14 protein-coding genes are annotated in these 18,900 nt (G+C 69.7%); 12 read left to right on the top strand and 2 right to left on the bottom strand.

Annotated elements, in window-relative coordinates; translation table 11 throughout:
- Positions 1-155 precede the first annotated feature (155 nt).
- The 3 genes from ACV530_RS33420 (at position 156) to ACV530_RS33430 (ending at position 4,157) form a co-directional block, all read left to right on the top strand.
- Entirely contained in the window at positions 156-1,268 is a 1,113-nt protein-coding gene (locus tag ACV530_RS33420; protein ID WP_494336457.1) for a DUF5954 family protein, read from the top strand.
- A gap of 49 nt (positions 1,269-1,317) precedes the next feature.
- Positions 1,318-2,205 (top strand): aminoglycoside phosphotransferase family protein, encoded by an 888-nt coding sequence (locus tag ACV530_RS33425; protein WP_494336458.1) that lies wholly within the window; start codon positions 1,318-1,320, stop codon positions 2,203-2,205.
- A 332-nt stretch (positions 2,206-2,537) separates the two neighbouring features.
- Complete coding sequence (locus tag ACV530_RS33430; RefSeq protein ID WP_494336459.1) at positions 2,538-4,157, top strand: GxGYxYP domain-containing protein; 1,620 nt, start codon at positions 2,538-2,540, stop codon at positions 4,155-4,157.
- A 215-nt stretch (positions 4,158-4,372) separates the two neighbouring features.
- Here the strand turns inward: ACV530_RS33430 and ACV530_RS33435 are convergent, their stop codons facing one another.
- The gene (locus ACV530_RS33435) at positions 4,373-5,575 is read right to left on the bottom strand and encodes a damage-control phosphatase ARMT1 family protein (protein WP_494336460.1); all 1,203 of its coding nucleotides are present in this window, start codon (positions 5,573-5,575) and stop codon (positions 4,373-4,375) included.
- Between the two features lie 191 nt (positions 5,576-5,766).
- On the opposite strand from ACV530_RS33435, the gene ACV530_RS33440 reads away from it, so the two are divergent.
- From ACV530_RS33440 to ACV530_RS33480, 9 genes are all read left to right on the top strand, one after another.
- Complete coding sequence (locus ACV530_RS33440) at positions 5,767-7,503, top strand: flavin monoamine oxidase family protein (protein ID WP_494336461.1); 1,737 nt, start codon at positions 5,767-5,769, stop codon at positions 7,501-7,503.
- Positions 7,504-7,526: 23 nt separating this feature from the next.
- Complete coding sequence (locus ACV530_RS33445) at positions 7,527-8,327, top strand: bestrophin-like domain (RefSeq protein ID WP_494336462.1); 801 nt, start codon at positions 7,527-7,529, stop codon at positions 8,325-8,327.
- 80 nt (positions 8,328-8,407) lie between these two features.
- Positions 8,408-9,256, top strand: coding sequence for a hypothetical protein (locus ACV530_RS33450; RefSeq protein ID WP_494336463.1), 849 nt, complete (start codon positions 8,408-8,410; stop codon positions 9,254-9,256).
- Positions 9,257-9,273: 17 nt separating this feature from the next.
- A complete protein-coding gene (locus tag ACV530_RS33455) occupies positions 9,274-11,400 on the top strand; it encodes a protein kinase domain-containing protein (protein WP_494336464.1) in 2,127 nt (708 codons plus the stop codon).
- On the top strand, positions 11,397-13,520 hold the full coding sequence (locus ACV530_RS33460; protein ID WP_494336465.1) for a protein kinase domain-containing protein: 2,124 nt from the start codon (positions 11,397-11,399) through the stop codon (positions 13,518-13,520). Before ACV530_RS33455 ends, ACV530_RS33460 begins: the two co-directional genes overlap by 4 nt.
- A 3-nt stretch (positions 13,521-13,523) precedes the next feature.
- Positions 13,524-14,792, top strand: a complete 1,269-nt coding sequence (locus ACV530_RS33465; protein ID WP_494336466.1) for a RodZ domain-containing protein — start codon at positions 13,524-13,526, stop codon at positions 14,790-14,792.
- Positions 14,793-14,871: 79 nt separating this feature from the next.
- Positions 14,872-15,603 (top strand): SDR family oxidoreductase, encoded by a 732-nt coding sequence (locus ACV530_RS33470; protein ID WP_494336467.1) that lies wholly within the window; start codon positions 14,872-14,874, stop codon positions 15,601-15,603.
- Positions 15,604-15,933: 330 nt separating this feature from the next.
- Positions 15,934-16,509, top strand: coding sequence for an LOG family protein (locus tag ACV530_RS33475; RefSeq protein ID WP_494336468.1), 576 nt, complete (start codon positions 15,934-15,936; stop codon positions 16,507-16,509).
- A gap of 97 nt (positions 16,510-16,606) precedes the next feature.
- The gene (locus ACV530_RS33480; protein WP_494336469.1) at positions 16,607-18,022 is read left to right on the top strand and encodes an MFS transporter; all 1,416 of its coding nucleotides are present in this window, start codon (positions 16,607-16,609) and stop codon (positions 18,020-18,022) included.
- 170 nt (positions 18,023-18,192) lie between these two features.
- Here ACV530_RS33480 and ACV530_RS33485 read toward each other — a convergent pair whose 3' ends face one another.
- Positions 18,193-18,798, bottom strand: a complete 606-nt coding sequence (locus tag ACV530_RS33485) for a TetR/AcrR family transcriptional regulator (protein WP_494336470.1) — start codon at positions 18,796-18,798, stop codon at positions 18,193-18,195.
- Positions 18,799-18,900 lie beyond the last annotated feature (102 nt).

Genomic DNA, 18,900 nt, shown 5'->3' on the forward strand with positions numbered 1-18,900 from the left:
CGGTCAGTGTGGACCACCCGAAGCCAAAAGTGGAGGGGCTTTCTAGAAAACTTCTCTAGTACGGCAGGGATTGACGCGATCGCAACGGCCCGTCGGACGTTGCAATTCCGTCCATCTGCTGCGGCCGTCGCCGTGTTCGCAGCATGATGCAGGGCATGAATGCGCGCGCAGACGACAACGTGCCCGCCTACCGCACCGTGCGGGTCGTCGGAGCCCAGACGCCCGTGGAGGCGCTGGCGGATGTGGATGCCTGGCAGGCGAGAGAGAAGTACCCGGAGATCTACTCCGCCGGTGGCCCCGTGTTCGCCGTGGCGCGCGAGTGCGAGCAAGGCGGTTGGGAGGTCGTGTCGTCGTTCGCCAACCTCGCTCCCCAGGACGCCCGCGACACCATGGGATGCCTCTTCCGCAAGGCGGCGGCGGAGGCGAAGGAGGCCGGTGACGAGGCCGGGCGCGCGGAGTGCATGCAAGCCGCCGAACGTCTGGACTGGGAAACCGCCGACGAGTTGACGGTCCGTGGCGTACGCCACCGGGTGGTCCGCGCGGAGCGGTTCATCCGCGGCGGCCCCGACGGCCCCGAGCCGCCCCGCCCCACGGACCGGGACGTCCCGGCGGGAGCGACCCGCGACGAACCGGAGCCCACCGAGGGGCTGGTCATCGACCCGTACACCCCGACCGGCGTCTCCGCCGGCATCCTGACGATGGAACTGCTCTCGGCCCTGCCGAAGGCGGGCGTCGCCCCGCGGGACGTCCACGAGGACAGCACACGCGCCGCGCAGACGCACCCGGGCGGCGTGCTGCTGCCCGTCGCCTTCGGAACCGCCGAGCGGGAGAGCGGGCGTTGGCGCCCCATCTCGAACGCCATCTCCGCCTCGCCCCAGGAGGAGCGGGAGAGCCTCGCGATGCAGTTCCGGGTGCTGATCCCCTGGCAGCTGGACCTCGCGCCGAAGGAGCGCGTGCCGTACACGGAGGCCGCGGACTACCTGGACGCCGAGCGGTGCGACGAACTCGGCGTCCGCGGCCGCCTGTTCCGCATCATCCGCGTCGAACGCCTGGTGCGCGTGGGCCCCGACGGCCCGGAGGGACCGCGCCCGTCCGACCACGACCCCACGCCGCCGGTGATGGTGCAGAACCGGCAGCTCCGGGAGGAGGGCGTCATCACCGACGACGAGGACGAGGACGCCCCGATCGAGCTCGACCCCGACACACAGCGCCTGGCCGACCTGTTCGAGGAGGAGCGGCTGCGGCGCGAGGAGAAGAAAAACGATTGACGCCCCTCGGCGTCCGGCGGTCGGATGGCGCCCCATGAGCGCAGGGCGGATGCATCCGGACCAGTACCCCGTCGACGACGACCTCGTACGGCGGCTGATCGCCGGGCAGTTCCCGCGGTGGGCGGGGCGGCCGGTCGAGCGGCTCTCGTCCGGCGGCACGGTCAACGCCATGTACCGGCTGGGCGACGACATGGTCGTACGGCTGCCGCTGCTGACGGGCGGGGCCGAGGACGTGACGACGGGGCGGACCTGGCTGCCCCGCCTCGCGCCCCGGCTGCCCGCGTCCGTCCCCGAGGTGCTCGGTGCCGGTGAAGCGGCCGAGGGGTACCCGTGGCCGTGGACGGTCCACCGGTGGTTGGCGGGGGAGAACCCCGAGCCGGGGGCGCTGGGCGAACCCGTGCTGCTGGCCGAGGACCTGGCGGCGTTCGTGACGGCGATGCGGAGCATCACCCTGCCGGGCGCGCCACGGGCCCACCGCGGCGGACCGCTCGCCTCGCTCGACGCGGAGACCCGGGCCGCGATCGAGGCGCTGCGCGGTATCCCGGAGGAGGGCGTCGACTGCGGCGCCGCGACCGCCGTATGGGAGGACGCGCTGCGGGCCCCGGAACGGTACGGGCCGCCGGTGTGGCTGCACGCCGATCTGATGCCGGGCAACCTGCTGGTGGACGGCGGCGGCAGGCTGACCGCCGTGATCGACTTCGGGTGCGCGGGGGCCGGTGACCCGGCCTGCGACCTCTTCCCGGCCTGGAACCTGCTGCCGGCCGACGCACGGCAGGTCTTCCGCGAGGCCCTCGGCGTGGACGACGCGACCTGGACCCGCGGCCGGGGACGGACACTCTCGCAGGCGCTGATCGCGCTGCCGTACTACCGCATGACGAACCCGGCGATGGCCACCAACGCCCGGCACGTGATCCGGACGGTGCTGGGGGAGAGCTGACATCCACCAGGGCCTGTCCGGCGGATCTCCGCGGGGGCCTTCCCGCTTCCCGAGGCCGTGCCCATGAACTCGGGGCTTCCCCCGGACCCGGGCTCTGGGGCCTTCCATGTCGCGAGGGCGTGCCCCGTCCCCCTCCGGGTCCGGGGCGAAGCCCCGGGAAAAGACCCGCCGCAACGGCGCGATGCCACAACGGCGAGGGACCGGCGGAATATGCGATCACCGCAACCACACCCTTAGGCCCACAGAGGCACCGCCTCGCGTCGTTGCCCGCCGTCGGGGCCTCGTGCTGCGACGCTCCCCTCAAACGAGGGCACCACACGATGCGGGGCGACATGACAACGACGACGGACACGACGGACTCGACCGACTCGACGGACAGATCGCGGCGGCAGTTCTGCAAGGCGGCGGCCCTGGGCGCGGGAGCACTGCTGCTGCCCGCCCACGCGGCCGCGGCGGCGACGGACAAGCCGGTGAGCTGGCCCAGGGGCCAGGCACTGCCCACGATGGCGGCGCCCAGCCGCCTCGACGTGTTCGACGCGGCACGCCTCTCCGCGGACGACCGGCTGCTGCTGAGCACCCTGCAAGGGGTGACCGGCCGGCGAAGACCGCAGATCTACCTCTCCGGAGCCTTCGAGGAGGGCCGGGACACCTGGCTGCGCGAGCTGGGTGTACCGCACACCACCGTGACCGGGCTGGACACCCTCGTCCGCAAGTACCGCGGCAGCATCGCGGGCGCCATCGTGCCCGACCCCGCACTGCCCGCCACCCGCAACGTGGCCACCACCCTGGCCGGGCTCAGGAACGCCGTCGTCGCGTCCGCCGCGACGGCCGCCCGCCTCGGCCTGCCGGTGCTGGACGACCTGCGCCACCGGTTCGCGGACGCGAAAGCGGCGTACGCGTGGGCGGAACGGAACCTGTGGCCGGACTGCACCCACCGCATGCTCGTCGCCGTGGACCCGGTCAAGAACGTGGAGAACCTCCGCGACTACGCGGTGGCCAACCGCGCCTTCGTCCTGTGGGCCGACCCCACCCGGTCCCAGGAGGCGGAACTGCTGCGGTCGCTGATGGACGACATGCCGCTCAACTCCCCCTACCTGGGCTGGTGGCCGAACGACCGGGAGACCGCGGGCACCGAACTGGCCTCCCGCTACGGCCTCTACGTCGTGGCCGCCGACTACATCAACAACCTCACCGTCCTCGCCGGAACGCGCCCCCGCACCCACTACACCCCGCGCACCCCGGCCGTACCTTCCCTGCGCACCCGCATCTACGTGACCTTCACCTTCACCGAAGGTGACAACCTCCAGTACAACCAGCACCACATGCGCAAGCTCTGGTCCGACCCCCAGCGCGGGCGCACGCCCATGAACTGGTCGATCAGCCCGTTGACCGTCGACGCGGCACCGTCCCTCCTGTCGTACTACCAGCGCACCGCCACCGCCAACGACGTGCTGGTCGCCGGCCCTTCGGGCCTCGGCTACGCCTACCCCGACGCCTGGCCGCGCACCCACCTCGCCGACTTCACCCGGCAGACGGGCTACTACCTCGAGCGCGCCGGGCTGTCGGCGGTCTGTGTGCTCAACCGGGTCGACGACAAGGACCGTGCCCTGTCCGCGCAGACCGTCGCCTCGTACGCCCGCTACGCCGAGCCCCTGGGCATCTGGCAGAACTGGGCCGACCATTTCGGCACCTCCGTGCTCTCGGGCGTCCCGCTCAGCACCGGCCGCCTGGCGACCAGCAAGAGCGATGCCCGGCAGGCCCTCGCCAAGGCCGCCCAGAGCTGGAACCGCCGCACACCGCTGTTCCTCACCATCGGGGTACTGGCCTGGAAGCTCGGCCCCGGCGACATCACCGAGATCGCCCGCGGTCTCGACAGCCGTTTCGTCGTCACCCGCGGCGACCACTTCTTCCGCCTCATGCGGCAGTCCGCCGACGGGGCGACGCGGAATTAGGCTGGGCGCGATCCGACCGCGACGGCTCCTGGCAGTCCCACAGCACGAGGTTCACGGTCGCCGAACTGCTGGAGGACACGGACGCCGCCCCGGCACCTGCCGATGCGGTACGGTCGCCGTCGCCTTTGCCTCAGCCACCGTCACCCAGGGACGAGGACGGGGTACCGGTGCGGCCCGCCTGGCTGGGTCGCACCGATCTGCCGTAGCGGCCGGCCTCATGGCCGGACCTGGATCACCGCGTGGGTGCCGCTGGTACGCCACGGCGCCCCACCGCCCTCGAGGGCGGCCACGGCCGGGGCCGTGAGCCCCGCGATCACGTCCGACTTCAGCGTGCGCAGGGCCGCGACGGGGCTCGGGAAGTAGGCGGTGAGGCCGGCGAAGGACGTCGTCGGATCCCACAGGCGGTCTCCCACGAGACGGCGGTAGTTCAGGTCGCCCTTCAGGAGAGTCACGGTGGCACCCGCCAGATCCTCCGCCAGGTCGTCCGGCATCGCATGGAACGGCAGCGGTGCGCAGAAGAAGTCATGGGCGCGGACGGCCAGTTGGCCCGCTGCCATGCCCGACCAGAGGCGCTTGCCGACGCCTGCCGCGTACCCGGAGGCGTCGTGGAGCCGGCGCAAGGCGTCGACGACGTCCGCCATGGTGGCGTCGGAGACGAAGTACGGGTACGGCTTGACGTGCAGGACCACCTGCCGGGCCCGCCCGGTGCGCAGCAGGTGGTCGGCGAGGACGAGGTCGGGGACGAGTTCCCGGCCGGCGTTGTCGGCCACCATGTGCACCGTCGCCGACGCACCCGCGGGCAGGAGCGACCACAGCAGGGCACTGTCGTCGGCGACGAGGCGCGAGTCGACGACGTCGGCCTGCGGGACTCCGGACGTGATGGCGAAGCCGAGGTCGGCGCGGTTGCCCCAGAGCGAGGCGTGCAGCAGCGCGCGCAACTGGGCGTCCGCGGGCTGCGAGGCGAGGCCGTCGAGGACGGCGAGCTCCTCGTCCACCGCGTCGCTGCGCAACTCGGCCCGCTTGAAGGGGGCGAACGGATCGATTCCCCGCCAGGGGCCGGGGCCGAAGTGATCGAGGGCGGCCAGGAGTTTGCGGTAGAAGTAGCTCTCGGCCCAGAGGAACGGCACGTCGTACCATGACCGGCCGAAGCGGTCATGGCCCCAAGCCTGCCACCGCACATGGTCGTGAGTGTCGGTGCCGAGCGGCTCGATCACCCCGTCGGTGATCTCCCGGAGCAGGGCGTCGAGGGCCCGGTGCCGGTCCGGGGTCCAGGGGAAGGCGTCACGGACCCGCTGGATGAGCGCGGGGTGGCGTTCGGCCAGCACACTGCGGGCGAACGAGCCGGGCTCGTTGCCCAGGATCACGGGTGCGGTGTCTCGTGCGGGCACTGTGTTCCCCTGTTCCTCGGTGGTGGGCATTGCGGAACCCACTGCTCCTCCATAACAGCCACATCATTACCGGAAGTTGCATGGTTCCGCTGCCCGGAAGGCCGGATTCCCCCGGTTGTCACGAAGCCCGCCTGTGTCAACACAGGTGAAATTACTTCGCCTTGGCAAGAGCCATACGCGTGAAGCTACCTTCTTCGCGTCCCATCGGACGCCGTGGACTCATGGGCACTGCCGCGGCTCTCGCCGCCGGTGCCGCTGCCACCGGAACTTTATTCGAGCCCGCATTCGAGGCTCGGGCGGATGGCCGGGACAATGATGTCAGCCTCGACCTCGCCCACAAGCTTCTTCTTGTGGGCGACAAGGGCGAGGACCTGAAACTCCAGTATCTCCGCATTCTCATCGACCGGGGGCTGCCCAAGGCCACCAAACCGAAGAACGTCCTCATCGTGGGCGCCGGAGTCACCGGCATGGTCGCCGCGATGCTGCTCAAAGAGGCCGGGCATCGGGTCACCATCCTGGAGGCCAATGCCAACCGGGCCGGCGGGCGTATCAAGACCTTCCGGAAGGTGTTCCACGACAAGTCGCTGCACGCCGAGGCCGGAGCCATGCGGCTGCCGGACTTCCACCCCATGGTGCTGGCACTCGCCGACAAACTGAAGGTGAAAAGAAGGCTGTTCTACAACGCCGATGTGGCGCCGGGCGCCCGCGGCATCGGAAATGTTCCGCCGGTGCGCTACACCTCGTTCACCGGCGAGACCTGGACCAACGGCTCGCCCACCGACTTCCGCGCTCCCGCGGCCATGAAACGCACCCTCATCCATGTCAACGGACAGCGGGTGACGCGAGGCGACTACGCCGGGTCTCCCGGTGCCGTGAACCGTACGTTCGGTGCGGCGGTGTCCTCCACCATGTCCGAGGCCGTGGACAAGGCACTGGCCCCGGTGACGGTCCCGGCGAGCGGCCCGATCGACAAGCAGATCTCCGCATGGGCGAAAGTCATCCACGATTTCGACGACTACTCGACCCACCGGTATCTCGTCGAACACGCAGGATGGGAGCTGCCCCACATCCAGGCGGCGGGAACGCTCGAGAACCTCACCTCACGCCTCCACTACTCCCTGGTCCCCACCCTCATGGACCGGGCCATCATCAATCCCGACTCCCGCTATTGGGAGTTGGAAGGCGGGACGGCGTCGCTGACCGACACCCTGGCCGATCGTCTTCGCGGTGTCATCCACTTCAACCGGCGCATGACCAAGCTGACTCAGACAGCCGGCGGCGTACGGATCGAGACCACGGCGGAATCCGGTTCCGAGGAATCGTGCGACGGCGCTCCGCAGGGTCCCCGGCAGATTTTCGAGGGCGACGTCGCCATCGTCACCGTGCCGTTCTCGGCAGTACGCTTCTGCGAGTTCGAGCCGGCACTGTCGTACCCGAAGAGGCGGGCCGTCGCAGAGCTGCACTACGACTCGGCGACCAAAGTGCTGCTGGAATTCAAGAACCGGTTCTGGGAGCAGGGTGCGCGGGGATTCACCGGAGGCGGCTGTGTGTCGGACAGCCCCAACCGCTTCACCTATTTCCCCTCCGTGGTGGAAGGATCCCACGGAGGCGTCGTCCTCGCTTCCTACACCTGGTCGGACGAGGCGATGCGCTGGGACTCCCTGACCGAAGGCGAACGGTACGCATTCGCGCTCGACAACCTTGCGCGGATGTTCGGCCCCCAGGTGCGCCGGGAGTTCACGGGCGTGGGCGCCACCCAGTCGTGGGGGAGGGCCCGTTACGCACTGGGCGAAGCCGCCATCTTCACCCCGGGACAGCTGCACGAGCACCATGCGGCCACCCGCACCGTGGAAGGGCGGGTCCATTTCGCCGGCGAGCACACCAGCTTGAAAGCGGCGTGGATCGAAGGGTCGTTGGAGAGCGCCGTACGCGCCAGTCTCGAGGTCCACGAACGATGAGACGCTGCTGAGGAGCAGACACTGTGCTGTGGAGTATTGCCTTCGCCCTTGTCGTGGCCGTCGTCACGATGGTCGTTCTGCTGCTGCGATGGCGTCTGACAGCTTCACGGCACACTTCCGGTGACGGGCCCGCCACCGTCACCTTCGCCTGCGGACTGGTCAGCACGTTCTACGCGGTACTGACGGGGCTTGCCATCGTCGCCGTCTGGGGTGCGCTGACCAGTGCGCAGAGCAACGTCCGGATCGAGGCCGGCGCGGCCCGTCAGACCTACACGCTCGCCATGGCGCTGCCCGCGCAACCCCGGCAGCAGATCGGCGACGACGTACGCCGCTACCTCGAGTGCGCCGCCGGCCCCGAGTGGCAGCACATCCCGCGCACCGGCCACATGGACGAGGACTGCACCGACCTCATGCGCACACTCCAACTGGACACGGCCTCCTGGACACCCCAGGGCAAGCGCGAGGAGCTGGTCTGGGGCGAGACCGTACGCAGCACCGAACAGCTCTTCGCGGCGCGGCGGCAGCGCGAGAGCGACGTCGGCGGTGCCCCTCCGGGCGTGCTCCAGGAAGGGCTCGTCCTCGGCGCCGTCATCGTGCTGGGCATCGCCGTCTTCCTGGCCAAGTCCCGCAACTGGGTGGACCTGTGGCTGGTGGGCCTGTGCGGCCTGCTGCTCGCCTTCCAGCTGAACCTTATCTTCCAGATCGAGGACCCCTACGGCCACGGGGTCAGGGTCGAAGCGCAGCCCCTCCTGCAGTCATTGAGTACGATCCGGGTGCTGGACGCCCATAACGGCCGTGACTCATGGACCCCGGCCCGCCCGTGACGCCCTTCACTTCGTAGAGAATTGGAAACATTTTCTGGAATATCGCTCCAGATTGGCCGGATGCCTGGTACACACTCCCCGTGAACGAGACACCGAACGTCAACCCCCCGCAGGGCCCCGGCCAGTTCGGCCCCCCGCCGACCTGGGGGCCCGGGGTGCAGCCCCAGGGCCAGGTGCCGCCTCCGATGCCGCCCCAGCCGCCGGGCGCCCCCTCGGCCTGGTCGCAGCAGTTCACGCCGCCGACCGGCGGGCCGCCGCGCAACGGCAAGCGGATGTGGCTGATCGGCGGGAGCGTGGTGCTCGCCGTGGCCGCGATAGCCGGTGTGGTCGTCGTCGCCACGTCGGGCGGTGACGACAAGAGCGACGACAAGAGCACGGTATCGGGGGCTCCGAAAGACGTCGCCAAGCCGCCGGAGCCGAAGCAGGAGAAGACGTTCACCCAAGTACCCGAGGGGTGCTCGCTGATCAAGGCGCCCACCCTGGCCAGGATCGCACCGGGCGCCGAGTGCACACCGTCGCAGCTGGACAAGGCCACCATGGCCACGATGATCACCAGGATGCCTCACTGGAGAACGCCCTTCCGTTCCGGCGGCGAGCTGATCCAGATGGACGTGAACCTCACGGTCGCCCCGGCGGCGAAGAGCATGTACGACATGCACAAGTCGAGCATGATCAAAGTCATGGGAGACCTGGCCAAGATCACTGATTCCCGTTCGCTCAATGGGCTCGGCGAGGAGGCGTACGTCGTCCACGCCACCGAGAAGAGTCCCTTGACCGGAGGAGAAGCGCATGTGGTCGTCCGCGAGGGCAATGCGACGATCACCGTGGGCTACACCTACAGCGACGCATCGGGCCCCGAGAAGAACCAGCAGCGCGCGGAGGACGCGGCCGTAGCCGCCGCCCGCGACATACTCGGCTCCCTCAGCTGACCCACGACCGGAACGAGATGCAGCAACACAATCCCGGCCGAATAGGGCCCTACGAAATCTTCCAACTCCTCGGCGAAGGAGGCATGGGCAGGGTCTACCTGGCCAGGTCACCGGGAGCGCGGCTGGTCGCGCTGAAGGTCTTCCGCCCCGAATACGCCGAAACACCGGACTTCCGCGGACGCTTCCGGCGCGAGGCCGACGCCGCCCGCAGGGTGAGCGGCTTCTTCACCCCGCCGGTGCTCGACGCGGACGCCGACGCCGAACGGCCGTGGCTGGCCACGGCCTACGTACCCGCACCGTCCCTGCACGACGTCATACGCCGCTTCGGCGCCCTGCCCGAACCAGCACTCCGAGCCCTCGGCACCGGCCTCGCGGAGGCACTGCTCGCGATCCACGCAGCCGGCATCGTCCACCGCGACCTCAAGCCCGGCAACGTACTGGTGGCCAACGACGGGCCCCGCGTCATCGACTTCGGCATCAGCCGCTCGACGGACGCGACGCGGCTGACCCACACGAGCACCGTGATGGGAACGCCCGGCTTCATGGCCCCCGAACAGATCACGTCGAGCCGCGACGCCGGACCGGAAGCCGACGTCTTCTCCTTCGGCTGCGTCCTCGTCTTCGCCGCCACCGGCCAGAGCCCGTACGGCACCGGCAACACGAACGAGATCCTCTACCGGGCCGTCCACGCCCCACCGCAACTGCACGGCGTACCCGACGCGTTGCACCCCCTGATCGGGGCCTGCCTGGAGAAGGACCCCTCCCGCCGCCCGCCCGTCACCGCACTGCTGCCCGCGCTGGGCCTCACCGACCCCTCCGCACTGCTCGTGCCGGGCCTGCGGGAGGACCTCGCCGCACGCGAAGCGCGCATCGCGATGCTGGTCACCGCACCGCCGGTACCCCACGCGGCGCCGGACACACTGAGCCCGGACCGTCGGCCAAGTCGCCGCCGTTTCCTGTGGATTGCCGCCGCAGGCGTCACTGCCACGGCGGCCTCGGGCGCCACGGCGGCGGCCCTGTGGAAGTCGGAGAACGGCGGCGGCAGCACCACGGCCCAGAACGGTAAGGGCACCACGATCCAGCCGAGCGCGACAGCGCCCGCAAGCCAGAAGCCGCAGTGGACGCACCCGCTGAACAGCCGCGTGAAGAACAACGGACGTCTGCAACTCCTCGACTCCACCCTCGTGCACTGGGACAGGAGCGAGGCGGTCGCCTACGACGCCGCAACCGGATCCGAACGCTGGACGGCCTCGCCCCGCCTGCCGTCCGACGTCTCCGGCAGGCCCGAATGGATCGGCGTCGTCGGATCGTTGCTGTACGGCACGGTCTGGGGCGGCGGGCACGGCTACCTGTTCGCCCTGGACGGCAGCGGCGCCACGAAGTTCTGCCACGCGGTCACGGAACGGAGTGAAGACGGCTCTTCCGCGGCCTTCATCCACGAGGTCTACTCCGTCGCCGACAACATCGCCCTCATCGGCACGGACGGCCCGTACGGCATACTCGCCGTGGACCTGGCCAGGGGAACCGTGCTGTGGTCCCGCAAAATGGCCAGCAGCGACCACCAGGCCACCTCCGACGGACACACCTGCTTCGTCCAGGACAACGGCACCTTGTACGGCATGGACCTGCGGTCCGGGAAGGTGCGGTGGACGGTCAAGGACGTCGTCAAACCCGGCAACTACCCGACCCTGACCACCGTCGGCAACAAGCTGCTCGTCACCGCCGTCAAGGTGCAGGCATACGACGCCGACGACGGCCGCGCTCTGTGGACCGCCGTCAACGAGTCGACGATGCTCAGCGGCATCACCGTCTCCGGCGACCGGGTCTACGTCGAGGACGGCTCGGGCAACCTCTTCGCCGTCGATCCGCGTGACGGCAAGCAACTGTGGAACAAGACGAGCCGGCTGTCCCTCAGCGGTGGTCCCGCCACACGTGACCAGGCGCTCTTCGTCTCGACATCCGTGATGGCGGCCCCGCTCGGCCGACCCACGGGCATAGCCGCCTTCCGGCCCACCGACGGCAAAGTCCTGTGGGTCCACCAGACTTCCGGTGAAAAGCCGTCGTGGTCGGTGCAGGTAGCCGGAAGCACCGTCTACGCCGCATCTGAAACCACCCTCTACGCGTTCCGGAGCGACACCCGATGACCACGCCGACCGTCACATCGACCACGCACATCGGCCCGTACCGGGTGATACGGGAGCTCGGTGCGGGCGGCATGGGCCGCGTCTACCTGGCCGCGTCGCGCAGCGGCCGCGTCGTCGCCGTCAAGGTCGTACGCCCCGAGCTGACCGGCGACCCCGACTTCCGGCGGCGCTTCAAGGCCGAGGTGGACAACGCCCGTGCCGTCGGCGGCGCGTACACCGCGCCCGTCGTCGACGCCGATCCCGAGGGCCCCCAACCATGGCTGGCCACCGCCTACATCGCCGGCCCCTCGCTCGCCGACGCCATCGACACCCACGGGCCCATGCCCGAGCCCACCTTGCGCGTACTCGGCGCCGGCCTGGCCGAGGCACTCGCCGGCATCCATGGCACGGGCCTGATCCACCGCGACCTCAAACCGTCCAACATCCTCCTCGCCCTCGACGGCCCCCGGGTCATCGACTTCGGCATCAGCCGGGCCGTCGACGGAACCGTCCTCACCGCCGACGGCCAGGTCGTGGGATCGCCCGGCTTCATGTCCCCCGAGCACTCGGCCGGAGCCGAACTCACCCCCGCCAGCGACGTGTTCTCCCTCGGCGCTGTACTCGCCTACGCCGCCACCGGCGCCCCGACCTTCGGCACCGGCGCGGCACACGCGGTGCTCTACCGCGCCGCCTTCGAGGCCCCGATGCTGGACGGAGTCCCGTACGCCCTGCTGGGCATCATCGCCGCCTGCCTCGACAAGGACCCGACCCGGCGACCGCCCGTCGAGCACTTGCAGGCATGGCTGCGGCCGACGACCACCGTGGGCTGGCTCGGCGCGGTCGAGCAACAGGTGGTGGCGTCGGAGCGCAGACTCCAGGACGAGACGAAGCCCCCCGTACTCACCCGACGCCGCCTCCTGGCAGGCGGCGCGGTACTCGCAGCAGCTGCCGCCGCCGGAGGCACCGCCCTCCTGCTCCGCTCCGGCGGCAACGGCAGCGGCACGACCGCCACCCCCGAACTCGCCTGGACCACGGACCTTCCCTCGCCCGACATGTTCCTGCGCACCATGACGGCATCCACGCTGCTCTGCACCGAGAGGACCTCGGGAGCCTGCTTCGACCGCGCCACCGGCAAACTCCTCTGGAAGGACACCAGCGGCCAGAACACCGACGTCCGCGCCGACGACAAGTGTGTCTACACCGTACGGACCGACGGCAAGCTCCACGCGTACGACGGCCGGACCGGCAAGGAGCAATGGAACTCCACCCCGACCGGAAGCAGCGCACCGCACCTGGCCTTCGCGAACGGCTCGCTGGTCGTGACATACGGCAATGACCGCTACCAAGGTCTCGACGCGTCGAGTGGCAGGACGCGGTGGCAGACGTCGGACCTCGGCGCACTCGCGGTCGTCGGCACCACCCGGGCCGGCCAGCCGATCCTCTGGGACACCAAGAACAAGACCGGAGGTCTCACCGGATACGTCGTCGTCGCCCCGGACACGGGTGAACGCGTGTGGTCGAAGGACCTCAACGCCCTCTACCCGCCCACGGAGGGCGACGTGCTCTACGGCATCGACGGCAGCATGAACCTGCTCGCCCTCAAGCCGTCCGACGGCACAACGCTCTGGAGCCGGCCCACCAAACTGCCCTCGACGCGCAGCCAAATCCTGATGTACGAGGATTCGCTGGCCTTGGACCACGGAACCCTGTTCTGCTATCCCGGCACCGACGCGAACGGCGCGAAGAGCGGTCTGCTCGCAGCCTTCGACCCGGCAACGGGCAAGAACCGGTGGTCCGTACAGACCGCCGCCCACGACAGATACCGGAGCTACGCCCACGCGGGCGCGACCACGTGCTACCTCGACTCCTCCGTCCTGCATGCCGTCGACACCCGCACCGGAACAGCCCGCTGGACGGCGGGATCCGGCATCGGTGAGCTGCAATTGCTGGGCGCCGTACGGCACTTGTACATCGCCGCAGGGTCGAATGGTCTGTACGGTTTCCATGCCGACAGCGGCAAACAGGTCTGGCACTACCCGGTCAACGGCGGCTCGGGGGAGTGGTCGGCGTCCGTCACCGAGGACCGCTTCTTCGCCGCCTGGTCCGGCAAGCTCTTCTGCTTCTCGGTACCCAAGGAGTAGCACATGGGGACAGACCTGCCTGGGCACATCGGCACCTACGCCGTGGAACGACAGTTGGGCGCGGGCGGCATGGGGACGGTCTACCTGGCCCGGTCGCGCGGTGGCCGTGCCGTGGCCGTCAAGGTGGTACGCCCCGAGCTGGCCGCCGACCGGCACTTCCGCGAACGGTTCCGCGCCGAGGTGGAAGCTGCACGCAAAGTCGGCGGATTCCACACCGCCCCGGTCGTGGACGCCGACGTCGAAGCGGAAGCGCCCTGGCTGGCCACGGCATACATCCCGGGCCCCACACTGTCCGCGCTGCTCGAGGCCCAAGGGCCAATGGACGAGCACCGCCTGAGACTTCTGGGCGCCGCCCTGGCGGAGGCACTGCAGGCCATCCACGCCTGCGGCCTTGTCCACCGCGACCTGAAACCCGGAAACATCATCATGGCCGACGATGGCCCCCGGGTCCTCGACTTCGGCATCGCACGGGCCGTGGAGTCCACCCGCCTGACCTCCACCGGAGCGGCCTTCGGCACTCCCGGCTTCCTGGCCCCCGAACAGGCGCAGGGGTGCGAAGTCGACGGCGCCGCCGATGTGTTCGCGCTCGGTTCGGTACTGATCGCGGCGGCCGGCGGCAGCGCGTTCGGTACGGGCACCCCCATGGGGCTGATGTACCGCTCGGTGCACGAGCCCGCCGACCTCTCGGCGGTGCCACAGGGCCTGCGCCCCCTGGTCTCCGCCTGCCTGTCCAAGGACCCGGCCCAACGTCCCACGCCCGCAAGGCTCCTGGACCTGTTCGCGCCCGGCTCGGCACCGTATACACCGACCCTGGCCGTCCCCGCGGAAGCGGACGGCCCGCGCGTTGCCGTGAAACGTTCACGCAAGCGCATCGTCTCGACTGGGCTTGTCGCCGCAGCTGCGATAGGAGCAGTCATTGGCGGCACGCTCTATTTCACACACGAGGACGACAGCGCCGACACTTCATCTGTCCTCTCGTCGGAGTCCCGGGCGGCATCCTCGCCGGCCTCGGACGCGTCAAAGGGCAAGGTCACAGTTCTGATGAGCTGCAAGGACGAGTCGAGCTACATATCGGTCAAGGGCCACAATGGCCGATTGCTTGGAGAGGGCGTGATCAAACAAGGCGAGACCAAAACCTTCACGGACCCGGAAAGGATCGACCTCCTCCTCGGCAACGCGGGCGTCATCCGACTCGTTGTCAACGGCAAGGTGATCCGGGACGTCGGCGAGCGAGGCCAAGTCATGCGTGCGTCCTACACGAAGGGTGACTGAACGCCAGGTCGGATTCCCGCCAGCGCCGACGATCACCGTCTCGTTTCATTGAACCAGCAACCAATGACGAGGAGGTTCCATGAACGGCAAGGTAGTTCTGGTGACGGGTGGCAGCCGGGGGATCGGCGCGGCGATCGCACTGGCCATGGCTGAGGCGGGGGCCGATGTGGCCATCACCTACACGGCCAACGAGGCGGCGGCCAAGGAAGTGGTCCGCAGGATCGAGGCGTTCGGCCGCCGGGGCATCGCCCTCAGGGCGGACGCGGGCGACGCCGGGGAGGCGGTGGCCGCCGTGGACCGGACGGTGCAGACGCTCGGCCGGCTCGACGTGCTGGTCAACAACGCGGGCGTGGGCGTCCTGGGCCCGATCGCCGGGCTGACGCCGGCCGACGTCGACCGCGTGCTCGCGGTCAACGTACGGGGCGTCTTCCTCGCCTCGCAGGCCGCAGCGGGCCACATGGGCCAGGGAGGCCGGATCATCACCATCGGCACCTGCATGACCCAGCGGGTACCGGGCCCCGGCGGAACGCTCTACACGATGAGCAAGTCGGCGCTGACCGGGCTCACCAAGGCCCTCGCCCGGGAGCTCGGCGAACGGGGCATCACCGCCAACATCGTCCACCCGGGGCCGGTCGACACCGACATGAACCCGGCCGACGGACCCTACGCGGCCCCCCAGGCCGCGATGACGGCCCTCGGCCGGTTCGGCCGGCCCGAGGAGGTCGCAGCGATGGTGACCTACCTCGCCGGAGACGGGGCCGCCTACATCACCGGATCCGAGTTCTCCGTCGACGGCGGCCACGCCGCCTGATCGGGTCCGCTGCCCTGGCCAGTAGGCGACCGGCCATGGTTGCGGATCAAGCCAGTTGCTGCCGGTCATTGCGTCGGTACAGGGGCCCCATCGGCACCCGGATCGGCGGGCGTTCACGGCTCCGCGTACGCCCGTCGATCCGCCGGCCGCGCCTGCGAACCGCATCGCGCGCATGACTTGATCTTGCTCACCGGGCCCGTTGATTTTGGTCAACACCGTTTTGCGGCCATTACTTTCCGAACACTCATGGGTAACTTCAGGTGGTCGTCACGCCGGAGGCACCAGGTTCCTCGGCACTCGTGACAAGCGCCTGACAGAGGGAGTGCGGTCGTGATCGAGAAGGGCGAGAAGGTTGCCGTCTTCTGCGGGGCGCGCCCCGGTGTGCACGCGGAACACCTGCGGTTCGCCGAGGAGTTCGGCACCGCGCTCGCGACGCGGGGGCTGGACCTCGTGTACGGCGGGGGCGGGGTCGGTGTGATGGGCGCGCTCGCCAACGCTGTCGTGGCGGCGGGCGGCAATGTCACCGGCGTGATCCCGGACAGCCTTCACGAACGGGAGCGGGGCGACAATGCGCCGGGCGACCGCGTCGTCGTCGGTTCCATGCACGAGCGGAAGGCCCTGATGTACCGGCTTTCCTCGGCATTCGTCGTGCTGCCGGGCGGCCTCGGGACACTCGACGAGCTGATGGAGGTGGCGACCTGGAATCAGCTCTCCCTCATCCGGAAACCCATCGTGGTGGCGAACCACCGCGGCTTCTTCGGCCCCATGCTCGGCATGCTCGACCACCTGGTGACCGAAGGCTTTCTGACGGGCGATGAACGCAGCCTCATACAGGTCGCCCACGACGTGGAAGAGGTCTTCGACCGACTCGGCGTGACCAGCGGCACGGCACCCGTGACGGCGTAGCTCAGTTCCGTACGTTCGTGCGGCCGTCTTGGTGAACTCGCTCCACCACCGCACGCCCGGGGCCGGCCAGGGTGCGCTCCCGGGCCACGGTGTACCCATGGACGGCGACCAGGGTACGGGGCTGAAGGCGCGGCTGCTGCGGGAGCGGGAACGGCCGCGCTGGGTGCGCGAGTCCCGTTACGCGTGGCAGCTGGCGGTACTCACGGTCTGCGTGGGCGCGTTCATGGCCCAGCTCGACTCCAGCATCGTCACCCTGATCTATCCGAGCCTGGAGCGGGAGTTCGGGGAGCGGCTGGCGACGGTGGAGTGGGTGTCGCTGGCGTATCTGCTGGTCCTGACGGCCGTGATGGTGACGGTCGGGCATCTGTCGGACCTGCTGGGCCGAAAGCTCATCTACCTCTACGGCTTCGGACTGTTCACCGTCGCCTCCGCCCTGTGCTCGCTCTCGCCGAACCTGACGGTGCTGGTGTGCTGCCGTGTCCTGCAGGCCCTGGGCGCGGCGATGCTGGCGGGCAACAGCGTCGCTCTGGTCAGCCTCGCCGCTCCGCGCGAGAAGCTGCGCAGCGCGCTGGGGTTCCAGGCGGCGGGGCAGGCGCTGGGCCTGGCGGTCGGGCCGACGCTGGGCGGTGTGCTGGTGACGACGGTGGGCTGGCGGTGGGTGTTCTGGATCAACGTGCCGGTCGGCATCGTCGCCATGGTGACAGGCCGGTACCTGCTGCCGCGCACCGTGGAACGGGCCGTGGAAACACGGTTCGACCTGCGGGGCACCGCCTGGCTGACCGGGGCGGTCACGACCCTGCTGGGCGGTGTCTCGCTGCTCTCGGGCATGCCGGTACCGGCCTGGACGGGCGGCGTGCTGCTCGCCGTCTCCGCCCTGGCGTTCGGCGGGTTCCGGCGGCGTGAACGGCAGGCGCCCGCGCCGCTGGTGCCGCCGTCGCTGCTGGCCACGCGGCCCATCGCGTGGGGGCTGGCCGGCGCACTGGCGGGGTACCTGGTGCTCTTCGGGCCCCTGGTGCTCGTCCCGCTGGCGCTGACCCGGCGGGGAGAGACCGAATTCCGGGCCGGCCTGCTGCTCGCCGCCCTGGCGGCAGGCTTCGCCTTTGCCTCGAACCTGCAGAACCAACTGCTGCCACGCCGCTGGACCAGCACCCGCAGGTGCCTGGCCGGGACCGTGCTGTCCCTGGTGGGGCTGGCGGGTCTCGCCTTCGTCAGTCCCGTGGACGGGTGGCTGGCATGGTGGCTGGCAGTCCTGGCGATCGGGCTCGGCCTGTTCACTCCGGCCAACAACGAAACTGTCATGGCAGCGATGCCCCGGGAGCTGTCCGGCACCGGAGGCGGCCTGCTCAACACCGCCCGTACCCTGGGCACTTCCCTGGGCATCGCCCTGGTCACCCTCACCTTCCACCTCGGCGGCGACCACACGCGGAACTCCCTGCTCCCGACCCTGCCGGTCCTCACCCTCGCCGTCGTCGCCGTGCTCATGGGGGTGTCCGCCGTGCTCGGCAGTCGCTGAGGAGAAGTGGAACCTGGATTCCTACGTGGATCCTCAACCAGCGTTCGCCGCTGGTGCTTTGAGTGGGTGTTCTGCGAGGTTTAGGTTGAGTTGGCGTCTGGGGTGGCCGGTGTCGGCTGGGTGAGGGTGAACAGGCCGGAGTGACGCCCGAGCGGTCGTCCCGGGGCCGCTCAGCCGTCGTTTGCAGCCAGTCCCCCGTTGTTGCGGCCGTCGAGGAAGGCGCGGATGGCCTGGCGGGCCCGCTGTTCCGGTGAGGTGTCCTGTTCGGCGGGGAGGGCGTTGCTCAGCCAGAGAGTGACGAAGCCGTGTACGAGCGACCAGGCGGCGATGCCCGCGTCACGGGTTCCGGTGCCGGGCAGAGTGGGGGCGCCGTAGAGGAGTTCTCCGGCGCGCTGCTGAGCGGCGCGTAGTGCCGGGTCGTCGCCCTGGTGGAGGTGGGGTTGGAACATGACCTCGAAATGTGCGGGGTGGCTGAGTGCGAACTGTACGTAGGCCACGCCCATCTCCGTGAAGTCGGCGGTCTGTTCGTGTGCGTTGTGCATCAGGTCGGCCAGTGCGTGGAAGCCCTGGGCGGCCAGCGCCGTCAGCAAGCCCTCACGGCTGCCGAAGTGGTGCGTCGGTGCGGCGTGCGAGACGCCTGCACGCCGGGCGAGTTCGCGGAGGCTGACCTTTGCCACGCCGGATTCGGAGATGGCGGCGGCCGCGTGGTCGAGCAGTGCGCGCCGTAGATCTCCGTGGTGGTACTGCTGCGTCCGTCCGTTGAGGGGGGCGTTCATCGCGGCAGTCTAGCCGAATCTTGACATTGGCAAGATCTCGTACATAGATTTCGATCTTGTCATTGGAAAGATTGAAGACGGAATGATTGAGGGTGCGTATGG

Source organism: Streptomyces sp. SX-6 (assembly GCF_059089585.1).